The sequence below is a fragment of the Streptomyces sp. HUAS MG56 genome (genome assembly GCF_058673395.1).
Genome location: NZ_CM178722.1, coordinates 3923484 through 3943800 on the forward strand (window position 1 = coordinate 3923484; position 20317 = coordinate 3943800).

Genomic DNA, 20317 nt, shown 5'->3' on the forward strand with positions numbered 1-20317 from the left:
GAGTTCACCAGCGCCGACCCGCGTACGCTGCGCGGAGCGTACGCGGTTACGGACTGGACAGTACTCGTAGCTGAACGTGACCATGTGCGACATGGGTACGGGAAACGGCGCCGAGCCGGAGTCATCGGGCAGCTTGCGGACGTTCGGGGCAGTCTTGCAGGCCCTCCGGGAGCATCACGGGCTGAGCAGGGACGATCTGGGGGAGCTCGTGAGCTTCTCCAAACACACGGTCGCATCCATCGAGCTGGGGAGGCGAATGCCGGACCCGGACTTCGTGGAAGCGGCGGAGCAGACACTGGGGAACACCGGAGCACTGCGGAAGGCGGCTGAACACCTTGCGCGGGAACCGGGGTTGGCCTCCTGGTTCCGGCGGTGGGCGCGGATGGAGAAGCTGGCGATCAATCTCTGCACATACGAGTGCCGGATGATCCCAGGGCTCTTGCAGACGGAGGCGTACGTACGGGCCCTGGCGGCGGATCAGTTGCCCCCGCTGACGGACCCGGAGATCGAGGAGATGTGGTCCGCTCGGACAGAGCGACAGCGCTTGCTGCACGAACGCCTCAGCACCACATCCAGCTTCATCCTCGAAGAACACCTGTTCCTGCGGCGTACCGGCGGCGTGGATGTCACCCGTAAGCTCATCGACCACATCCTGGTGCTCAGCGAGCTGAGGAACGTCGAGATCCAGGTGATGCCTCTGTCCCAGGGGTCGCACGCCGGACTGCAAGGCCCTCTCCAACTCCTGGAAACCCCCGAGAACAAGTGGTTCGCTTATGTCGAAGGGCAGGAGAGCGGCCAGTTGATCACTCAGTCGAGAGTGGTCAGCGTGCTCCAGTCACGGTATGCCAGGATGCGTTCGCAGGCTCTCACCATCAGAGACTCCGCGAGTCTGCTGCAACGGATGCGAGGGGACTTATGAGCGGCAACTCCGAACTGACGTGGTTCAAGAGCAGCTACAGCAGCAGCGCATCCGGTGACTGCATAGAGGTCGCCGTCCGCCCCGCCACCGTCCACATCCGCGACTCCAAGGCGAAGGAGGGCCCGGTGCTGGGCCTCTCCCCCGCCGCCTGGAGCGACTTCGTCGGCTACGCCGCTACGGGCACTGCTTCCACGCCATGTGGTACACGGTGCTGATGTTGCCGTCCGTCGAGTCCATGGTCATGAAGCTGACCTTGTCCGGACTCTGAGTGCCGGCGTTGACTCTGAGCTCGGTGTTGATGTTGAAGTTGCGCTCCACCCCGCAGGGCGCCCAGACCAGTTGGGCCACGTCGGTGCTGTCGGTGGCCTCCCAGTTGTCGTTGAAGGCGCCGTTGAAGGGGTGGGTCTTGGGCACGGTCTGAGAGGAGCCCTGGAAGTAGTACGAGGCCTTCTGGGTCGCCGTCGCGCCGGGCTGGAGGGAGAGGAAGCCCCGGTAGTCCGCGCTGGCGATGGCGTAGGTGAAGCCCTGCGGGACGTGGACGATCAGGTCGAGCTGGCAGTTCCTGCGGAAGGCCGTGGGGTCGGAGTTGCCGCCGGCCTGGGCCAGGTAGGCGCTGTAGGTCACCGTGAAGGCGGTGTTGTCCGGCGAGACGGCGACCGCCGCCGTACCCGCGGGGCAGCCGGAGCCGTTGACGGTCGCCACGTCGATGACGATCTTGTCCGGGGGCGGGTTGTCGAAGACACCCGAGGCGGATGCCCGGGTGGGCAGTGCGGCGGTGAGCAGAGCGGCTACGGCGCCGCTCAGGAGGAGTCCACGAGCCATGGTTCTCTCCCATGTCGTCGAGTGGGGGGTGTACCTCCGACCCGCCCCTGTCGCTCGTCCGGCCTGAAGGAACTGTGCGGGACCTGTGAAGGGCGGGAGGCGTGAGCATCGTAGGTAGCCACGTCCCGCCCCGGGAGAGCGAACTCCGGCCATTCACATCCGGGATTTTCACCGCCCCTACGGGTTCGCCCGCAGGGCGATCCACAGGGGCAGCAGCGGCCGGGCCGTGCCCGTGCAGGTCAGGCCCGGCGGGCGTTCACCGCGCACCGAGACGATCGGGCCGTCCACGCCCCGGACGACGTCGGCCACCGTGATCGCGGCGGCGTCCTTCGCGAGCCGGTAGCCGCCGCCTCCGCCGCGCCTGCTCTCCACGATCCCGGCCCGGCGCAGATCGCCCAGGATGCCCTCCGGGAACGTGTGCGGGATGTCCTGGGCGGCGGCGATTTCCTCTGCCTTCACGGGGCCGTTAGCCTGCCGTACGGCCAGTTCCAGTACCGCCCGTACGGCGTAGTCCGCCCGCGCCGAGATCCTCATGGATCCGTTGTGCGGCCTCGCGCGTGGCGAACGGCCGCGCCCGCGCCCCGTAAGATCGCCGCCCGGGAGGATCCACCTTGGCGCTCAGCAGACGTACCTTCAGTGCCCTGGCCGGCTCGGCCGCGCTCGGGCTCGCCCTCGGCGGCAGCGGCGGCTCCGGCGCGCTCTCGGCCTTCGCGGCGCGCGGCGGCAGCGTGCCCACCGGCCCGGCGCCGCTGCCGCCGGCCGTCGACCACGAACAGCACACGATCGGCTACGACCGGTACTCGCTGCTCGTGGACGGCAGCCGGCTGGTGGTGTGGTCCGGGGAGTTCCACCCCTTCCGGCTGCCGAGTCCGTCGCTGTGGCGGGACATCCTCCAGAAGATGCGGGCGCACGGGTACAACGCCGTCAGCATCTACGTCGCCTGGAACTACCACTCCCCCGCCCCCGGGCACTACGACTTCACCGGCGTCCGCGACCTCGACCTCTTCCTGCGCACGGCCGCCGAGACCGGGCTGTACGTCATCCTGCGGCCGGGCCCGTACATCAACGCCGAGGTCGACGGGGGCGGGTTCCCGGGCTGGCTGACGGCGACGAAGGGCACCGCGCGGACCGACGACCCGGCCTATCTCGCGTTCGCGGACGAGTGGCTGACGCAGGTCAACAGGATCGCCCGCAAGCACCTGTACACCCAGGGCACGGGCACGGTCCTGCTGTACCAGATCGAGAACGAGTACGACGCCCACGCCGGGGACGCCACCGGCCGGCGCTACATGTCCCACCTGTACAAGAAGGTGCGGGCCGACGGCATCGACGTACCGCTGTTCCACAACGACAAGGGCCGCAACGGGTACTGGGTGCCCGGGTCTATCGACACCGGCGGCGAGAAGGGCGGCTGGCTGTACGGCTTCGACGGGTACCCGTCGCCGTCGAGCACCCCGCCGGACTGGGGGACCTTCGGGTCGGGCGGCGCGAAGGGCGGGGCCAGTGCCTCGCCGACCACGCCCGGGTTCGTGCCCGAGTTCGGCGGCGGCTGGTTCGACCCGTGGGGCGGGGCCTGGTTCGACGGCAAGGGGTACGCCGAGTCGCGGCGCACCCGGGACGCGGCCTACGAGCGCCGGTTCTACCTCACCAACCTCGCCAACGGGCTCACGCTCCACAACGTGTACATGACCTTCGGCGGGACCTCGTGGGGCTGGCTGCCCGCGCCCGTCGTCTACACGTCGTACGACTACGGCGCGGCGATCGACGAGGCCCGGGGCGTCACGGCCAAGATCGCGCCGATGCACCAGCTCGGCCACCTCTTCCGGAGCGTGCCGGACTTCGCCAAGCTCGACCGGGCGGCCGAGGTCAGGGCCGCGGGGCTGAAGGTCTACCACCTGACCAACCCGGACACCGGCGCCCATGTCTACGTCGCCCGCAACGACGGCACGGCCCCGGTCACCTCCTCTCTGCCCACCGACGCGGGCTCGCTGCGCATCACCGTGCCCGGCAAGGACGCCCGGCTGCTGACGACCGGGCTGAAGCTCGGCGAGCGGACGCTCAAGTACGCGACCGCCCAGCCGGTCTTCTGCGTGACGGCCGGGCGGCAGGACATCGCCCTGTTCACGGGGCGCACGAACGACATGGCCGATCTGGTGCTGACGTGCCCGGAGGAGCCGTCCGTCATGCGGCTGGACCCGGAGGCCGCCTGGGTCTTCGACGACGACACCGAGCTGCGGGTGACCTCGCCGCTCGGCCAGGGCGGGCTGACCCGCGTCCTGGTGCAGAAGGGCGGCAGCGACACCCCGCTGGTGCTCCTCTTCGGCGACGACGCCACCTCCGTGCGCCTCTTCCCGTACGACACCCCGTCCGGGACCGTGCTGGTCTACGGTCCGGCGCTGCTGCGCCACGCCGAGGTGCGCGGCAGGGCCGTCCACCTGACCGGTGACATCACCGAGACGACGGCCATGGAGGTCTGGGCGCCGCGCGGGGTCGACACCGTGGTGTGGAACGGGCGCACCCTGCCCACCCGGGTGACCCTGTCCGGCAGCCTGATGACCAGCGCCATGCTGCCCGCCGTGCCCGAGGTGCGGCTGCCGGAGCTGGGCGGCTGGCGGATGCGGCGGGAGAACCCGGAGGCGGGGCCGGGCTTCGACGACTCGGGCTGGCAGCGCGCCGACCGTACGACGTCCTTCTCCACCACGCCCGTCCCCGACGGCGGGCCGGTGCTGTTCGCGGACGACTACGGCTTCCACTACGGGGACGTCTGGTACCGGGGCACCTTCACCGACTCTTCGGGCCTGGAGGAGCTGTCCCTCGCCTACAGCAGCGGCACCCAGGGGCTGCTGATGGCCTGGCTGGACGGCGAACCGCTGGGCACGCACCGGATGCCCGTGCCCGACAAGAACACCACGGCACGGAAGGGAAGTTGGGAGGCGACGGCGGCCTTCCCGGTGCGCGAGGCACTGCGCTCCCCGGGGCGGCACGTGCTGTCGGTACTCGTCCGGCGCATGCAGCACGACATGGACGGCGGTGCGCGGGACACGCACAAGGCCGCCCGCGGGCTGACGGCGGCCGCCTTCAAGGGGGCCGCTCCGCAGGTGAGCTGGCGGATCCAGGGCGAGGCGGCCCCGGACCCGGTGCGCGGGCCGATGAACAACGGCGGCCTGTACGGCGAGCGCGGCGGCTGGCATCTGCCGGACTTCCGGGAGGACCACGACTGGGAGCCGGTGACCTTCCCGCGCGACGCCCGGTACCAGGGCGTGACCTGGTACCGGACGGACTTCCGGCTCTCGGTGCCGGCCGACGTCGACGCGTCGGTCGGCCTGACCCTTCAGGACGACCCGTACCGGGCCTACCGGGCGCAGATCTTCCTCAACGGCTGGAACCTGGGGCAGTACATCAACAACGTCGGCCCCCAGCACACCTTCGTGCTGCCGAACGGCATCCTGCGCACCCGGGGCGCCAACACCCTCGCGCTGGCGGTCCTCTCGGAGTTCACCACGCTGTCGGGCCCCGGGTCCGTACGCCTGAGCCTGCTCGGCAGCGCAACAGGCGGACTGCCTGTCACGCCAGTCTGATCACGTTCCAGGACAGGGGTTCGAGTACGGCGGTGAGGGTGCCGTCCGTGACGGCGGTGCCCTCGACCGGGTGCGGGGTGACCCGCTCGGGGTCGTCGAGGGTGTTGCGGGCGTCGGGGTCGGCGTCCGCGAGGGCGCTGTGCTCGGTGACGGTCGTCAACTCCAGTCCGCTGAGCGCGACTTCGAGGGGAAGGGTGGCCGTGCGGCCGCGGTTCACGGCGAAGACGGTGACCGTGCCGTCGGCCGCGCGGACCGCCGTGGCGTGCAGCAGGTCCGTCTCGCCGTACTTCTTCGTCTCGTACGTCGGCGAGTCCACGCGGACGTCCAGCACCTCGCCCCGGCCGTGCTTCGAGGCCTGCGCGAAGGGGAAGAACGTCGTCTGCCGCCAGGCCGGGCCGCCCGGCTCGGTCATGATCGGCGCGATCACGTTGACCAGTTGGGCGAGGCAGGCGACGGTGACGCGGTCGGCGTGCCGGAGCAGCGCGATGAGGAGCGAGCCGAAGACGACGGCGTCGGTGACGCTGTAGTTGTCCTCCAGCAGGCGGGGGGCCTCGGGCCAGTCGGACGGGGCGATCGTCCGCGCGTGCTCCTCCCAGCGGGAGAGGTACCAGACGTTCCACTCGTCGAAGGAGAGGTTGATCTTCTTCTTGGACTTGAGCCGGGCGCCGACGTGGTCCGCCGTGGCCACCACGTTCTCGATGAAGGACTCCATGTCGACGGCCGAGGCCAGGAAGGAGTCGATGTCGCCGTCCGTGGGCTCGTAGTAGGCGTGCAGCGAGATGTGGTCGACCAGGTCGTAGGTCTCCGCCAGGACGGTCGCCTCCCACTCGGCGAAGGTCGGCATGGACTGGCTGGAGGAGCCGCAGGCGACCAGCTCGACGGAGGGGTCGGCCTGGCGCATGGCGCGGGCGGTCTCGGCGGCGAGCCGGCCGTATTCGTGCGCCGTCTTGTGCCCGGTCTGCCAGGGCCCGTCCATCTCGTTGCCGAGGCACCACAGCCGGATACCGAAGGGCTCCTTGTCGCCGTGGGCCGCGCGCAGGTCGGACAGGGCGGTGCCGGCGGGGTGGTTGGCGTACTCCTGGAGTTCCAGGGCCTCGGCGACGCCCCTCGTCCCGAGGTTCACGGCCATCATGGGCTCGGCCTGCGGGCCGACCTTCCTGAGGAACGCGATGTACTCCGACAGACCGAAGCGGTTGGTCTCGGTGGAGTGCCAGGCGAGGTCGAGGCGGCGGGGACGGTCCTCGGCGGGGCCGACGGAGTCCTCCCACTTGTAGCCGGAGACGAAGTTGCCGCCGGGGTAGCGGATCGCCGTCACTCCGAGTTCGCGGACCAGCTCCAGCACGTCGGTGCGCAGTCCGGCCTCGTCCGCCGAGGGGTGGTCCGGCTCGAAGACGCCGGTGTAGACGCAGCGGCCCAGGTGTTCCACGAAGGAGCCGAAGAGACGGGGGTTGACCGGGCCGACTGTGAACGCGGGGTCGAGGGTGAAACGGGCGGTGCTCTTGCTCATGGGGTCCTTTCGGGTCACTTCACAACAGGCCGGCCTGGTCTTGCCGTGGGTGCGGAACGCCTTGCCCCCACCGTCCCCACATGATCAAGATATTCAAGACGTGCGACATATCGAATGATGCTCGTAGCTTCGAACCGGACCGTAGATTCGAAGTGCTTCCGCGTCAATGGGTCGGACACCAGCCCGTCGGTGGTTTCTCCTTCGACGAGGGTCGCCGGGATCCCGTGACGGGGACACGCCCGGACGCGTACGCTCGGACCGGCAGAAGGGGGTTCGATGGGCATCGCGGGCGCGCGCGAGCTGTCGGCACGGCTGGCCGCACGACTGCGACCCTCCGGACATGTCTCGCGGCGGGGCTCGGCGCTGCGCGTGCTGGCCCGCGAACTCGCCGACGCCGTCCGCTCACGGCCCGACGTTCCGGACGACGTACGGGGGTTGTGCCGGGCGCTGTGCGAGGAGATGAGCGCGCGGCGCGGCGGACGGCCGGTGGAGCTGCGCTTCGAACGCTTCCCGGACGAGCTCGAAGTCACCGGTCTGTGTGTGGAGTTCGCGGACTTCGACCTGGTGATCGTGGAGGAGCGGGCCGCGCCGGTGCAGCAACTGGTGATCCTGGGCCATGAGTTGTGGCATCTGCACGCCGGGCACCGGCATCACCGCCTGGCGGGCGACGCGGCGGCCCGGGCCTTCGCCGAGGCGCCGGGCCGGCTGGCGGACGCGCTCACGGTGGCCGCGCGCAACGGCTCCCGGGCGGCCGACGAGGCCGAGGCGGACGACTTCGGGCACCGGCTGGCCACCCTGTTCCGCGGCCGCCTCAGCGGCGACCGGCTCTCCGTCACCCGCCCCGTCCCGCCGGACCCGATCCAACGGGCCCTCGGCTACCGCGGACGCGAGCAAGCGAGTGAGCCGAAGGGGCGCGCCGGTGTCGAGAGGGCGAACGCGCGGAGGCGCGAAGCGCCGAGCACGATCGGTCTCTCGACACCGGCATCCAGCGCCCCGGAGGTGAACCGAGCGTCCGAAGAAGGGGGAACCGCGCGGTGAGAGAACTGGCGCTGGATCCCGCACAGTTCCTCAGCGCGTTCTACATCTCCTTCTGGATCCCCACGGCCGTGCTGACCGCCGCGCTGGTGCTCAAGCTGCCCACGATCATCCGGCTGTGGCGGGACCCGCTGCTGCGCGCGGTCGGCGGGCTGCTGCTGCTCGCCTGCGCGGTGTTCGTCTTCTGCACGCCGTCCACGATCCACCGCGTCAACCGGCTGACCGGGGTGCCCAACATCGCGGCGCCCTGGTGCTATTCGCTCATCACGGCGATGTCCGCGTCCGGCCTGCTGCTGATCGTGACGTGGCGCAACGGCCTGTCCGACCGCTCGGCGGCGACGCGGCGGGCGGTGCGCCGGGTGGTCTCGGGGTACTCCGCGGTGATCGTCGCGCTGTGGGCGCTGTTCCTGTCGGCGGACGCGCCCGTGGAGCGGATACGGGACCTCGACACCTACTACGCGGGCACGCCGTTCATGCGCGAGGAGATCCTGCTGTACCTCTGCGCGCACACCGCGGCCTGCCTGGTCGCCTCGCGGCTCATCTGGAACTGGGCGCACGCCGGGGGGCTGGACGGCTTCCTGCGCCGGGGCCTGAAGCTGCTGGGCGCCGGATACGCGCTCAACATCGTCTTCGACGGGGCCAAGCTGACCGCCGTCGGCGCGCGGTGGTCCGGGCACGACCTGGACTGGCTCAGCACGGACCTCGCCCCGCCGGTCGCGTCGCTCTCCGCGATCCTGGTCGCGGCGGGCTTCATCCTCCCGCACGCGGGCCAGTACCTGTACGACCGCTGGCGGGTGCGCCGGGCCCACCGCGAACTGCGCCCGCTGTACCGGCTGATGCGCACGGTCAGCGGCGACTCCGTGCCCTTCGTGCTCCGTGCCGCCCCGGAACTGCGCCTGACGCGTCGCGAGACCTTCGTCCGTGACGTCCTGCTCCCGCTGACCCGCTACCTCGACAGCAACCTGGCAACCCGCCTGTACGACGCGGCGCGCGCCCTCGGTCACTCCGCCGAGTACGCCCGCGCGCTGGCGGCGGCGGCCGCCGTCCTGGACGCGATCGAGCACAAGCGCCGTACGCCGGAGCCGCCCGAGCCGTTGACCGGCCCCGACCCGGCGAACCTGCTCGGCGACATCGCCCCGGTCTCCCGCGCCCTGCGCCGCCCCGAGGAGATCGAGGCGGTGCGGGCGCGGGTGCGGGAGAGGGTGCCGTCAGCCTGAGAAGGCCGGTTGCGCGACTCCCTGCCCCGCTCCCGGGACGACCAGCAGCGACCCCGCCAGCGGGTCCGGCGGCTCCAGCCCGACCCGGGCCGTCGTGACGTACAGGTCGGTCAGAGCGGCGCCGCCGAACGCGCAGGCCGTCGTGCGCGGGGTCGGCAGGGTGATCACCCGGTCCAGCGCGCCGGCCGGCGTGTAGCGGCGGACCGCCCCGCCGTCCCACAGGGCCACCCACACACAGCCCTCCGCGTCGACCGTCAGGCCGTCCGGGAAGCCCGCGCCGGCCTCGATCTCCACCAGCGGGCGGCGGTTCGCCACGCGCCCGCCGTCGTGGTCGAAGACGTCGACGCGGCGCGTCGGGGTGTCGGCGTAGTACATCAGGCGGCCGTCCGGGCTCCAGCCCGTGCCGTTGCTGACCGTGACGTCGGGCAGGACCGTCTCGACCCTGCCGTCGCCCGTCAGCCGGCTCAGCGTGCCGCCTCCCGCCGCCTCGTCGTAGCGCATCGTGCCCGCCCACAGCGAGCCGTCCGGCGCCACCGCGGCGTCGTTCGCACGGCGCCCCGGCACCGGCTCGTGGTGCAGCCAGCGGAAGCTGTCGTCGGGGTCCAACAGGCCCACGCCGTCCCGCAGGTTGAGCACCAGGCCCCCGCCCGCCCGCGGCTTGGCGGCGCCGACGTGCTGCTCCGTCGTGCGCACCGTACGCCGCCCGGTCGCCGGGTCGTACGTGTGCAGGCGCATGCCCAGGATGTCCAGCCAGAGCAGCCGCCCGGTCGCCGGGTCCCAGGTCGGGCCCTCGCCGAGGGTCGCCTCCGCCCGGACCGCGACCTCGTGTCCGCCCCCGCTCACTCGGCGCTCCGGTGCCCGAGCCGCTCGGACAGGTCCGCCGCGCCCTTCACGGCCAGCTGCTCCAGCTCGGTCCGGCGCTCCTCGCTCCAGCGGATCATCGGCACCGAGATGGACAGGGCGGCGACCACCTGGCCCGTGCGGTCGCGCACCGGCGCCGCCACACAGCTCACGTCCGGGTTGGACTCGCGGCTCTCTACCGCGATCCCGCGCTGGCGGATCTGCGCCAGCGCCTCGCGCAGCGCCCCGGGATCGGTGATGCTGTTCGGCGTCATCGCGCTCAGCTCGGCGTCGTCCGGGATGCGCGCCGTCAGCTCCTGCTGCGGCAGCGAGGCGAGCAGCATCTTGCCGACGGAGGTGCAGTGGGCCGGGAGCCGGCGCCCCGCCGCCGAGACCATGCGCACCGCGTGCGTGGAGTCGACCTTCGCGATGTAGATGACGTCGGTGCCCTCCAGGATCGCCACGTGCACCGTCTCGTCGCAGGTCTCGGCGACCGTGCGGGCCACCTGCTGGCCCTCGGCGGCGAGGTCGAGCTGTTCGGCGTATCGGCTGCCGAGCTGGTACGGGCGCACGCCGAGCCGGTAACGTCCGGGCTGTCCCGGAACGGGCACGATGTACGACCGGGCGGAGAGCGTGGTGACCAGCTCGTGCACGGTGGTGCGCGGCAGTTGCAGCTTGCGCACGATGTCGGGGGCGGAGAGCGTCCCGTCTCCGTCGAGGAACAGCTCAAGAATGTCGAGAGCCCGGGTCACGGCAGGCACGAGGCGTCCCACGTCCGGCCCCCTCCCTTGGGTCTAAGCGCCCGGTCGACGTCCCGCATATGTTCGAGATATCAACAGGCGATCGGCATGACGAACACAGGCTAGTCACGGGGAGGTGTACGGGCAATGGGCGGGAGCACGCCGGGCACCATGAAGGGCATGTACGTCGACTTCCAGCTGGTGCTGCTGCGCCGCATGGCCGACCACAATCCCGCTCTGGTCGAGGACGCCCGGCGACGGCTCGGGGCGTCGCTCGCGGACATGCGGGAGGCCAACAAGCGGTGGCAGGCCATGGTCCGCTCGCCCAGGTCGCGCGGTGCGGCCGCCCGGTACCGCTCCGTCCTCGGCGAGCCGGAGTCGGTGGTCCCCCGCCGCCTCGGCGACGCCGACTGCGAGGCCCGGCGCTGGCCCCTGCCCCTCTGGCCCGACCTGCGCTTCGAGGCACTGGTCGGGCCGGACGGGGCGGTGTGGAACGAGTGGCTGGTGCGCGCGCCCGAAGCGCCGCCGCCGGTGCTGCGGACCCTGGAGGACCTGACCCCCTGGTCCTGCACGGTGGACGAGGCCGCCCGCGCCTTCGCCCCGGCCCGCCCGCTGGAGGGCACGGCACCGACGCGCTGGGGCCTCGCCTTCACCGCGCCGGACCGGGCGGGCGTACGGCACGAGGTGGTCGCCGAGTTCACCTGGGGGCTGCTGCAGCGGACGGCCGTACAGGACCGACTCAGTCCTCGAAGCCCGTCGCCCGGGTCCGCTTCTCCCAGGCCGTGACGTCGTCCCGTACCCGGTCGAGGTGGGCGAGGACCGCGCTCACCCCGTCGTCGCCGAGCGGCAGCCGCAGCGGGGTGTGCTCCGCCTCCAGCGCGGCGCGGATGAGGGCCGCCGCCTTGGCGGGGTCGCCGGGCTGGGTGCCGTCGCCACCGGACACCATGCCGCGTGTCTCGGCGACCTTCGCGTACACCCCGCTGTCCGCGCTGGTCCCGGCCCGCGCAGGCTCCATCAGCGAGGTCCGGAACCCGCCCGGCTCCACGATCAGCACCTTGATCCCGAACTCGGCGACCTCGTCCGCGAGCGCCTCCGAGATGCCCTCCAGCGCGAACTTCGTCCCGCTGTACGCGCCGAAGCCCGCGAAGGACATCTGCCCGCCCATGCTGCTCATCTGCACGATCGCCCCCGAGCGCCGCTCCCGCATGTGCGGCAGCACCGCCCGCACGAGCACCGTCGGCCCGAAGACATGCAGGTCGAACAGGTCCCGCAGCTCCTGCTCGGTGGTCTCCTCGACGGCGCCGACGTGGGTGCGGCCCGCGTTGTTGACCAGCACGTCGATCCGCCCGTGCCGGGCCACGACATCCCCGACCGCCGCCTCGATCGCGGCGGTGTCGGTCACGTCCAGCCGGAGGGCCTCCACCTGGTCGGGATGGGCGGCCACCAGGTCGTCCAGGGCCTCGGGGCGCCGGGCGGCGCCGACCACCACATCACCGGCGGCGACGGCGGCCTCGGTGATCGCCCGCCCGAACCCGCTGCTCGCCCCGGTCACCAGCCACACCTTGTTCATCACAACTCCCGATCGCACGTGCCGTGTTCGACTCCGACACGGACCACACTGCCGCCGGATACCGTTGCCCGTCCAAGACCCGTGGTGATAACCAACGGCTATGACGATCGACGTCCACGTCCGCGATCTGCGCTACTTCGTCGCGGTCGCCGAGGAACTGCACTTCACGCGCGCCGCCGAGAGTCTCTACGTCTCGCAGCCCGCGCTGAGCAAGCAGATCCGGGCGCTGGAGCGGCAGTTGGGGGCACAGCTGCTGCGGCGCGACCGGCACGGGGTGGCGCTGACGGCGGCGGGCGCGGCGCTGCTGCCCCACGCACGGAACGTGCTGTCCGCCTGGGAGGCGGGCGCGGCGGCCGTCGAGGCGACCGAGGCGAGCCGGCGCAGCACGCTCGTGGTGGGCATGAGCACCAGTCCGGGCCGGGGCGGGCTGCTGCCGGCCGTGCGCTCCCGGTTCACCGCCGAACACCCCGAGGTCACGCTCCGGCTGCGCCAGCTGACCTGGGACGATCCGACGGCCGGCCTGGCCGACGGCGGGACGGACGTCGCCTTCGTGTGGCTGCCGCTGCCGGACCAGGAGCGCTACGACTGGACGCTGGTCGCCGAGGAACCGCGCCTGCTGGCCCTGCCGGAGAGCCACCCGCTGGCCGCGCGCGCCGAACTGGACTTCGCGGACCTCCTGGACGAGCCGTTCCTCGCCCTGCCCGAGAGCGCGGGCCCGCTGCGCGACCACTGGCTCGCCCTGGACGCCCGCGCCGGCCGGCCGCCCCGGATCGGCGCGGAGGTCTCCGGGGCGGAGGAGACGTACGAGGCGCTCGTCGCGGGCCTCGGCGTCTGTCTGGTGGCCGCGGGCAACGCGCCCCTGATCAGCCTGGGCGGCGTCACCACCCGCCCGGTCCGGGGCATCGGCCCCAGCCGCTACGTGCTGGCCTGGCGCCGCGAGGACGCACACCGCCCGCTGGTCGCAGCGTACGCACGGGCGTGCCGCGGCGCGGTCGAGCGGTGAGCGGTCCGGTCAGCCCGCCGCGGCCAGGATCGACTGCGTCACCCGCTCCAGGGACCCGGGGTGCAGCCACAGGAACAGATTCGGCTCCACCAGCTCCAGCTCCATCAGCCGGGGCGCGCCGTCCTCCCCGTCCACGAGGTCCACGCGGGCGTACAGCAGCTCGGGCCCGCCGGGCACGGCCGCCAACGCCCGCTCGGCGACGGCGACTTCGGCCTCGGTCGGCTGCCAGCGCTCCAGGTCCGGGTGGGCCACCTTGGCGGCGTCGTACGGCGTGCCCGGCGCGAGGACGGCCCCCTTGCGGCTGGCGTGCAGCAGCCGGCCGCCGAAGAACTGGAGCGCGCGCTCGCCGCTGACGTCGATGCCGCGCACGTACGGCTGCACCATCGCCGTGAACCCCTCGGCGTGCATCCGGGCGAGCTGGCGCCGGGCCGCGTCGTGCTCGGCGGGCGCGTACCGGGCGGCGAACCGCGCCCCCGCGCCGGACGTGGGCTTGATCACGTACTCGTGCCCGGTGGGCAGCGGAGCCGCCTCGCCCGGCGCGATGTAGGAGGTGGGCACGGTCGGCACCCCGGCCGCCGCCAGCGCCCCCAGATACCGCTTGTCCATGCTCCACCGCACCACGGACGCCGGATTGGCGAGCCTCGTGCGCGCCGCGACCCGCTCCACCCACTCCTCGAACTCGGCGGCCCGCCAGCTGTAGTCCCAGGTGGACCGGATGACGACGAGGTCGTACCCGCCCCAGTCGGCCTTCTCGTCGTCCCAGTACCGCGCCTCGGCCTCGGCCCCGCCGTCCTGGAGCGCCCGCACCAGCACCGGCAGATCGGCGTCCCGGTGCGCCAGGGCGCCGGGGTCGTAGGTGGCGAGGGCGATGCGGGGCACGGCGGGACTCCTTGTCGTACGACGGTTCGACAAGGGTGAGGCTAACAACCCGCGTGCCGACCGTTACGGTCTACGACAGTGCCGAGACAGTTCCGGCGGTCGACAGTGCCGACAGTAAGGAGTGCGCCGCGTGTCCTCCCTCTTTCCCGCTCTGGCGGACGGTCCGCGTGACCGGGTCGCCCTGCGGTTCGGTGAGCGGTCCCTGACGTACGGCGAGCTGGCGGCGGCCGCGGGCGCGCTCGCCGGGCGGCTGCGCGGGGCCCGCCGGGTCGCCGTGTGGGCCACCCCGGAGCTGGAGACCGCCGTCGCCGTGACGGGGGTGCTGCTGGCCGGGGCGGCCGCCGTACCGCTGAACCCGAAGTCGGGCGAGAAGGAGCTCGGGCACATCGTCTCCGACAGTGCGCCCACGCTCGTCCTCACCGCACCCGGCGCCCAACTGCCCGCCGTGCTGGGCGACTTGGCACGACTGGACGTGGACGCGTCCGCCACCGGGCCCGCCGCCCCCGCCGCCGAGGTCTCCGACACGGACCCGGCACTGATCGTCTACACCTCCGGCACCACCGGCCCGCCCAAGGGCGCCGTCCTGCCCCGCCGGGCCCTCGCCACGACCCTCGACGCCCTCGCCGACGCCTGGCAGTGGACGGCCGACGACGTGCTCGTGCACGGGCTGCCCCTCTTCCATGTGCACGGGCTCGTGCTCGGCATCCTGGGCCCGCTGCGGCGCGGCGGCAGCGTCCGGCACCTGGGCCGGTTCAGCACCGAGGGCGTCGCGCGCGAGCTGACCTGCGGCGCGACCATGCTGTTCGGCGTGCCGACGATGTACCACCGCATCGCCGAGGCCCTGCCGGACGACCCGGAGCTGGCCAAGGCCCTCGGCCGGGCCCGGCTGCTGGTGTCCGGCTCGGCCGCGCTGCCGGTGCACGACCACGAGCGGATCGCGGCGGCGACCGGGCGCCGGGTCGTCGAGCGCTACGGCATGACCGAGACCCTCATGAACACCAGCGTCCGCGCCGACGGCGAGGCCCGGCCCGGGACCGTCGGCGTGCCGCTGCCGGGCGTGGAGCTGCGGCTGGTGGAGGAGGACGGCACGGAGATCGCCGGGTACGACGGGGAGAGCGTCGGCGAGATCCAGGTGCGCGGGGCGAACCTGTTCACCGAGTACCTGAACCGTCCCGACGCCACGGCCGCCGCCTTCACCGCCGACGGCTGGTTCCGCACCGGCGACATGGCCGTGCGCGAGCACGACGGGTACGTCCGCATCGTCGGGCGCAAGGCCACCGACCTGATCAAGAGCGGCGGCTACAAGATCGGGGCGGGCGAGATCGAGAACGCGCTGCTGGAGCACCCCGGGGTGCGCGAGGCCGCCGTCACCGGCGAGCCGGACGCGGACCTGGGCGAGCGGATCGTGGCCTGGGTCGTCCCGGCGGACCCGCAGTCGCCGCCCACCGCCGAGGAGTTGGCGGACCATGTGGCCCGCCGTCTGGCCCCCCACAAGCGCCCCCGCGTCGTCCACCACCTCGCCGCCCTGCCCCGCAACGACATGGGCAAGATCATGAAGCGTGCGCTGGTGGCCGATGCCTGAGCGGCGCTCGGCGCGGGAGTTCCTGGCCCTGGTCACGGACCCCGGCAGCTTCGGTGAACTCCCCGCCCCGCAACGGGAGTCGCAGCCCGACGGGCCGCTGCGCTGGCAGGGCTACGACGCCTCGCGCGCCCGCGCCACCGGCCGCACCGGCGAGGAGGAGTCCGTCGTCTGCGGCACCGCCCGCGTCGACGGCACCCCGGCCGTGCTGATCGCCTTCGAGTTCGGCTTCCTCGGCGGCTCGCTCGGCGAACGCACCGGGGACCGGCTGGAGGCGGCCTACAACCACGCCCGTGCCCACCGGCTGCCGGTCGTGCCGCTGGTCGCGACCGGGGGCAGCCGGATGCAGGAGGGCATGCTCGCTCTCACCCAACTCCAGCGCGTGGCCCGGCAGTCGGCCCTCACCCGTGCGGCGGGCCTGCCGCAGATCGCGGTGTTGCGGGACCCCACGACCGGCGGCGGCTGGGCCACCCTCGGCGCGGGCGCCGACGTCACCCTGGCCCTGCCCGCCGTACAGGTGGGCTTCGCCGGCTCACGCGTCCGGCCGGCGGACGCCGACCCGGCCGCCTACACGGCGGAGTCGCAGCTGGCGACGGGCGCGGTGGACGCGGTCGTACCGGCGCGGGAGCTGAAGGAGACGCTGGGGCTGTGGCTGCGCCTGCTCTCCCCCACGGCCCCGGCTCCGGCCCCCGTCGCCGAGGCGCCCCTGCCCCCGGCCCTGGGACGGACGGACCTCCCCCGCACCGGCTGGGACGCGGTCCGACGCGCCCGCTCCCCCGAACGCCCGCGCGCCCAGGCCTACTTGGACGCCTGCTTCACCCACCGGCTCGGCATCAGCGGGGACCGGTGCGGCGGCACGGACCCCGAGGGCATGCTGTGCGGGTTCGGCGAGCGGGACGGCCGCACCGTGGCCTACGCGGCACAGACCGGGACGGCGACCCGGCCCGCCGGGTACCGCACCGCCGCCCGGCTGATCCGGCTCGCGGACCGGCTGGGGATCCCCGTGCTGACCCTGGTGGACACCCCGGGCGCCGCGAACGACGCGGAGGCCGAACGGCAGGGGGCCGGCCCGGCCATCGCCGAGGTGTTCGCCGCGGTGGCGGCCGCCCGCGTCCCCGTCACCACCCTGGTGATCGGCGAGGGCGGCTCCGGCGGCGCCCTCGCCCTGGCCGCCCCCGGCAACACCTGGGCCACCCCGGACAGCTACTTCTCGGTGATCGCCCCGGAACTCGCGGCCGCAATCCTCAAACGCCCCGCGGACGAGACCGAGGCGACCGCCGGACACCTGCGCATCCGGCCGCAGGACCTGGTGGAGCTGGGGGTGATCCGGGGGATCGTGACCCGCCGCCGGCCGTAGCACCGCCCGGATGATCTCCCGCATGACCGACCCGCCCGGTCGTCCTTGGCGGACGCCCGCAGCGAGACCGACGTCGCCGAGCGCGGCACGGCCGGCGTGCCGCGCCAGGCGGCGTCCTTGCCGGTCAGCGACACGGTGTGCCACGTCGTGCCGTCCTGGGCGGCCTGGGCGGTGAGGCCCGCGTCCCAGGCCGCCCCTGTGCCGATCCGGGCGTTGCTCTCGGCCATGTCGGCCTCGACCCGCCCGTCGAGCCAGACCTTGGCGACGCCGTCGCCGCGGGTGGACGACCGTCAGAGGGTGCGCCCCTCGGCCGCCTCGACCGCGGCCCCGCCGAGACTGGGCAGGGCGCGCTCGGTCACGGCACCCGCCGGGGTCGCGGCCCGCGCGCCCCGGCCGTAGGTCACGATCAGCGGAGTCGCGCCGGACCCGGCGTCGGTCAGTCCCTGCCGGATCAGCCCGCTCACGTCGAACAGCCGCCGGTCCAGCGTCCCGGCCCGCAGATACGGCAGCGCCTCGTCCGGTACGACGCTGATCGCACCGCCGCTCTCCTGTGTCCGCACGGCCCCGGTGGCGCCCTCGGGCCGCCGCACGGTGACCGTCCTCCTGCCGTGCCCGAGATCGGTGACGGTCACCTTGTCGCCGGTGACGAGGGTGACGGTGGTCGCCGCGGTGGGGCTGCCACTGCCCGGTGGGCGCGGGGCGGGGTGCGCCGCCGCGGCCGCCGGGCCGACCGGAATCAGGGCGCTCACCAGCCCCGCCGCCAGCAGTGCCGCCCCGCGTCTGACTGGTCCTCCGGTCATCCACGCCTCTTCTCGTATGGGTCGAGTGCGTCGGGTGCGTCGAGTACTGCGAAAGAGTGTCCGGCGGGTCGTGCGACCGCGGTGCCGGGCGGAGGTGGCGGGTTGGCACAGCGGGTTCCCGCCAACCTCGGCCGACGCCCCGCCGCTCGCCTGGGAAAACGGGACTTGTGAAGCACCGTCCGTAACATAGGAGTTGGTCAGCGTCACCAACGAGTACGAACGGGGAGCGAGCGTCGCCATGGACGGGTTGATGGAGTTCAGGACCGAGGACGGCGCGCTCGTGCTGGCGGAGGACGTCAGCACCCGGTCGGGCGCCCGCCTCGTCTCGCGCGGCGACGGCCCGGCGCAGGCGGCGCGCACGTTCGAGGGCGCGCTGGAGGGGGTCCGGGCGGCGGCCGCGTCCGCGCTGCGGGTCTTCCGGGACGGCAGCCTGCGCCCCGACGAGGTGGAGATCGAGTTCGGCGTGAAGCTGTCCGCGGAGGCCGGCGCGGTCATCGCGAAGGGCTCGACGGAGGGTCACCTGGTCGTCAAGCTCAGCTGGTCGGCGGGCCCGGGTGTGCCGGAGCAGGGCGCCGTGCAGCCGGCCGGCCCGGGACACGGCGCACCGGGGCAGACCGTGCCCGGACAGACCCTGCCGGGGCAGACCGTGCCGGGGCAGGGCCGGGCGGGGCAGGACGCCGCGGGGCCGGAGTCCGCCGACCGGTGAGAAGCAGTGCCGCCTGGCATGCCCGGATCCGCTGCGGCGACGAGGTGGGGGCCGGCTTCCTGGTCACCGGCCGCCGGGTGCTGACCTGTGCCCACGTCGTCAGGCGGAGCGGGCGGGCGTCGGTGTCCGTGTCCTTCCCGCACGCCCGGGAGCTGGGCGAGGTGTCCGCGTCGGTCGTCGCCCACGGCGGCTGGGCCGGTGAGGTCACCGACCCCGGCGACGTCGCCGTACTCGAACTGGACCGTGACATACCGCTCGCCCCGGCCGGCTTCGCCCCGCCCGACGCCGCGTACACCGAGCCGTACCCCAAGCTGATCGCCTACGGCTTCCCCGAGGGCTACGACGAGGGAACGCTCGCCGAATACCAGGCCGTCTCGGGCCAGTTGATCGCCGACGAGTGGCTGGAACTGGTCGCGTGGAGCGGGCACGGGCAGCCGCTCGTGGCCGGATTCAGCGGGTCCGCGGCGACGCTGCCGGACGGCAGGGTGGTCGGCATGGTCTCCGCCGCCTCGGGCACGGCCGAGGTGCGCAAGGGCCGCATGCTGCCGCTGGACGTCATGGCCCGGTACTGGCCCGAACTGGGCGAGCTGGTGCCCACCCCCGGCCACGCGGACGAGGCCCGCCGGCGGCTGTACGCCCTGCTGCGGCGGGCGGCGGGCGACCCGGTGTGCGATCCGAACCGGCTGTACGTGGACGCGGTGGGCGCCTTCGGACCGCCCCTGCCGACGGGCGGTTTCGCCTCCCTGGGGGCGGCCGCCGCGTATGTGCAGTGGGAGGTACCGGACCCGCAGGCGGTGAGCCGCCTCGCCGACCGGCTCCAGGAACTGCTGGGCGGCGGCGTGGCACGGCCCCCGGAGCCCGCTCCCCCACGCCCCTCCTCCGCCCCTTCCCCCTGGTCGCCGGTCGTCGTCGAGATCGATCACAGCGGCGCCGGTCCCGACCAGGTGACCGTCGAGGTGTCCGCGTACCGCGACGGACGGCGCCGGCCGGTGGGTGCGGGCCGGCTGCCGCGGACCGCCGTACGGGCCTATGTGCAGAGCCGTATCGACGAGGCTGTCGCGCACCTCGCCCCGGACGCCGACGAACTGGTGACGTTCGTCCTGTCGCGCGAGTGGCTCAACGAGGCGGTGGCGCACTGGGAGTGCAGCGCCGAGGACAGCACGCCGCTCGGCTGCGCCTATCCCCTCGTGGTGACCGACCGCGCCCGTCACCACAGTGGCAGGCTGCGCCACCAGCTGCGCAAGAAGTGGCAGAAGCTGGACGCGGGGCACGGATCCGAGGTGCACCGGGTCGAGTGCGGCACCCGGGAGCGGCCGCCGAGCCTGCGCAAGCGGCTGTGGGACGGCGACGCCGGACTGGCGGCCTTCGCCACCTCGCCCACGGAGGCGCGCCAGCACTTCGAGGTCGGTCTCACGGTCCCCGTCCCGGTCCTCCTGTGGCCCCGAACCGGCTGCCCCGGCGGCGCGCAGGGGGGTCCGGCCTGCGCCGGTGGTGCGCAAGGGGATCCGGCCTGCCCCGGCGGTGCGCACGACGCGCACGCCTGCCCGGGCAGCGAATTCCTCGACCGGCTCTCCGCCTCGCTCGCCGAGGTCCCGCCCGCCGAACTCCCGCGCCACATCCTGTCGTTGCGGCTGACCGCGGACGCCGACGACGACCCGGACCGGCACTGGGCGAGAGACCTCCAGCTGCTCTGGGACGATCCGCGCTGCTTCCCCGAGGCCACCGCGAGCCTGCACTCCCCCGTCGGCTGACCGACCGCCCGTAC

16 protein-coding genes and 3 pseudogenes are annotated in these 20317 nt (G+C 73.2%); 11 read left to right on the plus strand and 8 right to left on the minus strand.

Annotated elements, in window-relative coordinates; translation table 11 throughout:
- The first annotated feature begins 82 nt into the window (after positions 1 to 82).
- On the plus strand, positions 83 to 919 hold the full coding sequence (locus AC4OXY_RS18650; RefSeq protein ID WP_491994617.1) for a helix-turn-helix domain-containing protein: 837 nt from the start codon (positions 83 to 85) through the stop codon (positions 917 to 919).
- A complete protein-coding gene (locus AC4OXY_RS18655; RefSeq protein WP_376285226.1) occupies positions 916 to 1134 on the plus strand; it encodes a DUF397 domain-containing protein in 219 nt (72 codons plus the stop codon). The genes AC4OXY_RS18650 and AC4OXY_RS18655 overlap by 4 nt, the downstream gene beginning before the upstream one ends.
- Here AC4OXY_RS18655 and AC4OXY_RS18660 read toward each other — a convergent pair.
- Together AC4OXY_RS18660 and AC4OXY_RS18665 are read right to left on the minus strand one after the other, a co-directional pair.
- Positions 1094 to 1741, minus strand: a complete 648-nt coding sequence (locus tag AC4OXY_RS18660) for a DUF4360 domain-containing protein (protein ID WP_356031335.1) — start codon at positions 1739 to 1741, stop codon at positions 1094 to 1096. The genes AC4OXY_RS18655 and AC4OXY_RS18660 overlap by 41 nt on opposite strands.
- Before the next feature lie 183 nt (positions 1742 to 1924).
- Positions 1925 to 2275, minus strand: a pseudogene (locus AC4OXY_RS18665) (RrF2 family transcriptional regulator); the annotation flags it as partial.
- Positions 2276 to 2352: 77 nt separating this feature from the next.
- Between AC4OXY_RS18665 and AC4OXY_RS18670 the strand changes: the two are divergent.
- The gene (locus tag AC4OXY_RS18670; RefSeq protein WP_356031338.1) at positions 2353 to 5319 is read left to right on the plus strand and encodes a glycoside hydrolase family 35 protein; all 2967 of its coding nucleotides are present in this window, start codon (positions 2353 to 2355) and stop codon (positions 5317 to 5319) included.
- On the opposite strand, the gene arfA is transcribed toward AC4OXY_RS18670, so the two are convergent.
- A complete protein-coding gene (arfA, locus tag AC4OXY_RS18675; RefSeq protein WP_491994245.1) occupies positions 5306 to 6826 on the minus strand; it encodes an arabinosylfuranosidase ArfA in 1521 nt (506 codons plus the stop codon). The two genes, AC4OXY_RS18670 and arfA, sit on opposite strands and share 14 nt — an antisense overlap.
- 276 nt (positions 6827 to 7102) lie before the next feature.
- Here arfA and AC4OXY_RS18680 point away from each other — a divergent pair.
- Positions 7103 to 7714, plus strand: a pseudogene (locus AC4OXY_RS18680) (toxin-antitoxin system, toxin component family protein); the annotation flags it as partial.
- A gap of 146 nt (positions 7715 to 7860) precedes the next feature.
- Positions 7861 to 9078, plus strand: a complete 1218-nt coding sequence (locus AC4OXY_RS18685; protein WP_491994246.1) for an MAB_1171c family putative transporter — start codon at positions 7861 to 7863, stop codon at positions 9076 to 9078.
- On the opposite strand, the gene AC4OXY_RS18690 is transcribed toward AC4OXY_RS18685, so the two are convergent.
- A complete protein-coding gene (locus AC4OXY_RS18690; RefSeq protein WP_356031345.1) occupies positions 9070 to 9921 on the minus strand; it encodes an SMP-30/gluconolactonase/LRE family protein in 852 nt (283 codons plus the stop codon). The genes AC4OXY_RS18685 and AC4OXY_RS18690 overlap by 9 nt on opposite strands.
- Positions 9918 to 10691, minus strand: a complete 774-nt coding sequence (locus AC4OXY_RS18695) for an IclR family transcriptional regulator (protein ID WP_356031347.1) — start codon at positions 10689 to 10691, stop codon at positions 9918 to 9920. The genes AC4OXY_RS18690 and AC4OXY_RS18695 overlap by 4 nt, the downstream gene beginning before the upstream one ends.
- 114 nt (positions 10692 to 10805) lie before the next feature.
- Here AC4OXY_RS18695 and AC4OXY_RS18700 point away from each other — a divergent pair, with 114 nt between their 5' ends.
- Positions 10806 to 11444, plus strand: coding sequence for a hypothetical protein (locus tag AC4OXY_RS18700; RefSeq protein ID WP_376285242.1), 639 nt, complete (start codon positions 10806 to 10808; stop codon positions 11442 to 11444).
- Here the strand turns inward: AC4OXY_RS18700 and AC4OXY_RS18705 are convergent.
- Positions 11398 to 12228 (minus strand): oxidoreductase, encoded by an 831-nt coding sequence (locus AC4OXY_RS18705; protein WP_376285244.1) that lies wholly within the window; start codon positions 12226 to 12228, stop codon positions 11398 to 11400. The two genes, AC4OXY_RS18700 and AC4OXY_RS18705, sit on opposite strands and share 47 nt — an antisense overlap.
- Before the next feature lie 100 nt (positions 12229 to 12328).
- Between AC4OXY_RS18705 and AC4OXY_RS18710 the strand changes: the two genes are divergently transcribed.
- Entirely contained in the window at positions 12329 to 13231 is a 903-nt protein-coding gene (locus AC4OXY_RS18710; RefSeq protein WP_356031355.1) for a LysR family transcriptional regulator, read from the plus strand.
- A 9-nt stretch (positions 13232 to 13240) separates the two neighbouring features.
- Here AC4OXY_RS18710 and AC4OXY_RS18715 read toward each other — a convergent pair whose 3' ends face one another.
- Positions 13241 to 14110, minus strand: coding sequence for an ATP-grasp domain-containing protein (locus AC4OXY_RS18715; RefSeq protein ID WP_356031358.1), 870 nt, complete (start codon positions 14108 to 14110; stop codon positions 13241 to 13243).
- 130 nt (positions 14111 to 14240) lie between these two features.
- Here AC4OXY_RS18715 and AC4OXY_RS18720 point away from each other — a divergent pair, with 130 nt between their 5' ends.
- A complete protein-coding gene (locus tag AC4OXY_RS18720) occupies positions 14241 to 15692 on the plus strand; it encodes an acyl-CoA synthetase (RefSeq protein WP_376285248.1) in 1452 nt (483 codons plus the stop codon).
- A complete protein-coding gene (locus tag AC4OXY_RS18725) occupies positions 15685 to 17046 on the plus strand; it encodes a carboxyl transferase domain-containing protein (protein WP_376285250.1) in 1362 nt (453 codons plus the stop codon). Before AC4OXY_RS18720 ends, AC4OXY_RS18725 begins: the two co-directional genes overlap by 8 nt.
- A 164-nt stretch (positions 17047 to 17210) precedes the next feature.
- Here the strand turns inward: AC4OXY_RS18725 and AC4OXY_RS18730 are convergent.
- Positions 17211 to 17846, minus strand: a pseudogene (locus AC4OXY_RS18730) (S8 family serine peptidase); the annotation flags it as partial.
- A gap of 250 nt (positions 17847 to 18096) precedes the next feature.
- On the opposite strand from AC4OXY_RS18730, the gene AC4OXY_RS18735 reads away from it, so the two are divergent.
- Positions 18097 to 18552, plus strand: a complete 456-nt coding sequence (locus AC4OXY_RS18735) for a CU044_2847 family protein (RefSeq protein WP_402063043.1) — start codon at positions 18097 to 18099, stop codon at positions 18550 to 18552.
- Positions 18549 to 20303, plus strand: a complete 1755-nt coding sequence (locus AC4OXY_RS18740) for a VMAP-C domain-containing protein (RefSeq protein ID WP_402063044.1) — start codon at positions 18549 to 18551, stop codon at positions 20301 to 20303. Before AC4OXY_RS18735 ends, AC4OXY_RS18740 begins: the two co-directional genes overlap by 4 nt.
- Positions 20304 to 20317: the final 14 nt, after the last annotated feature.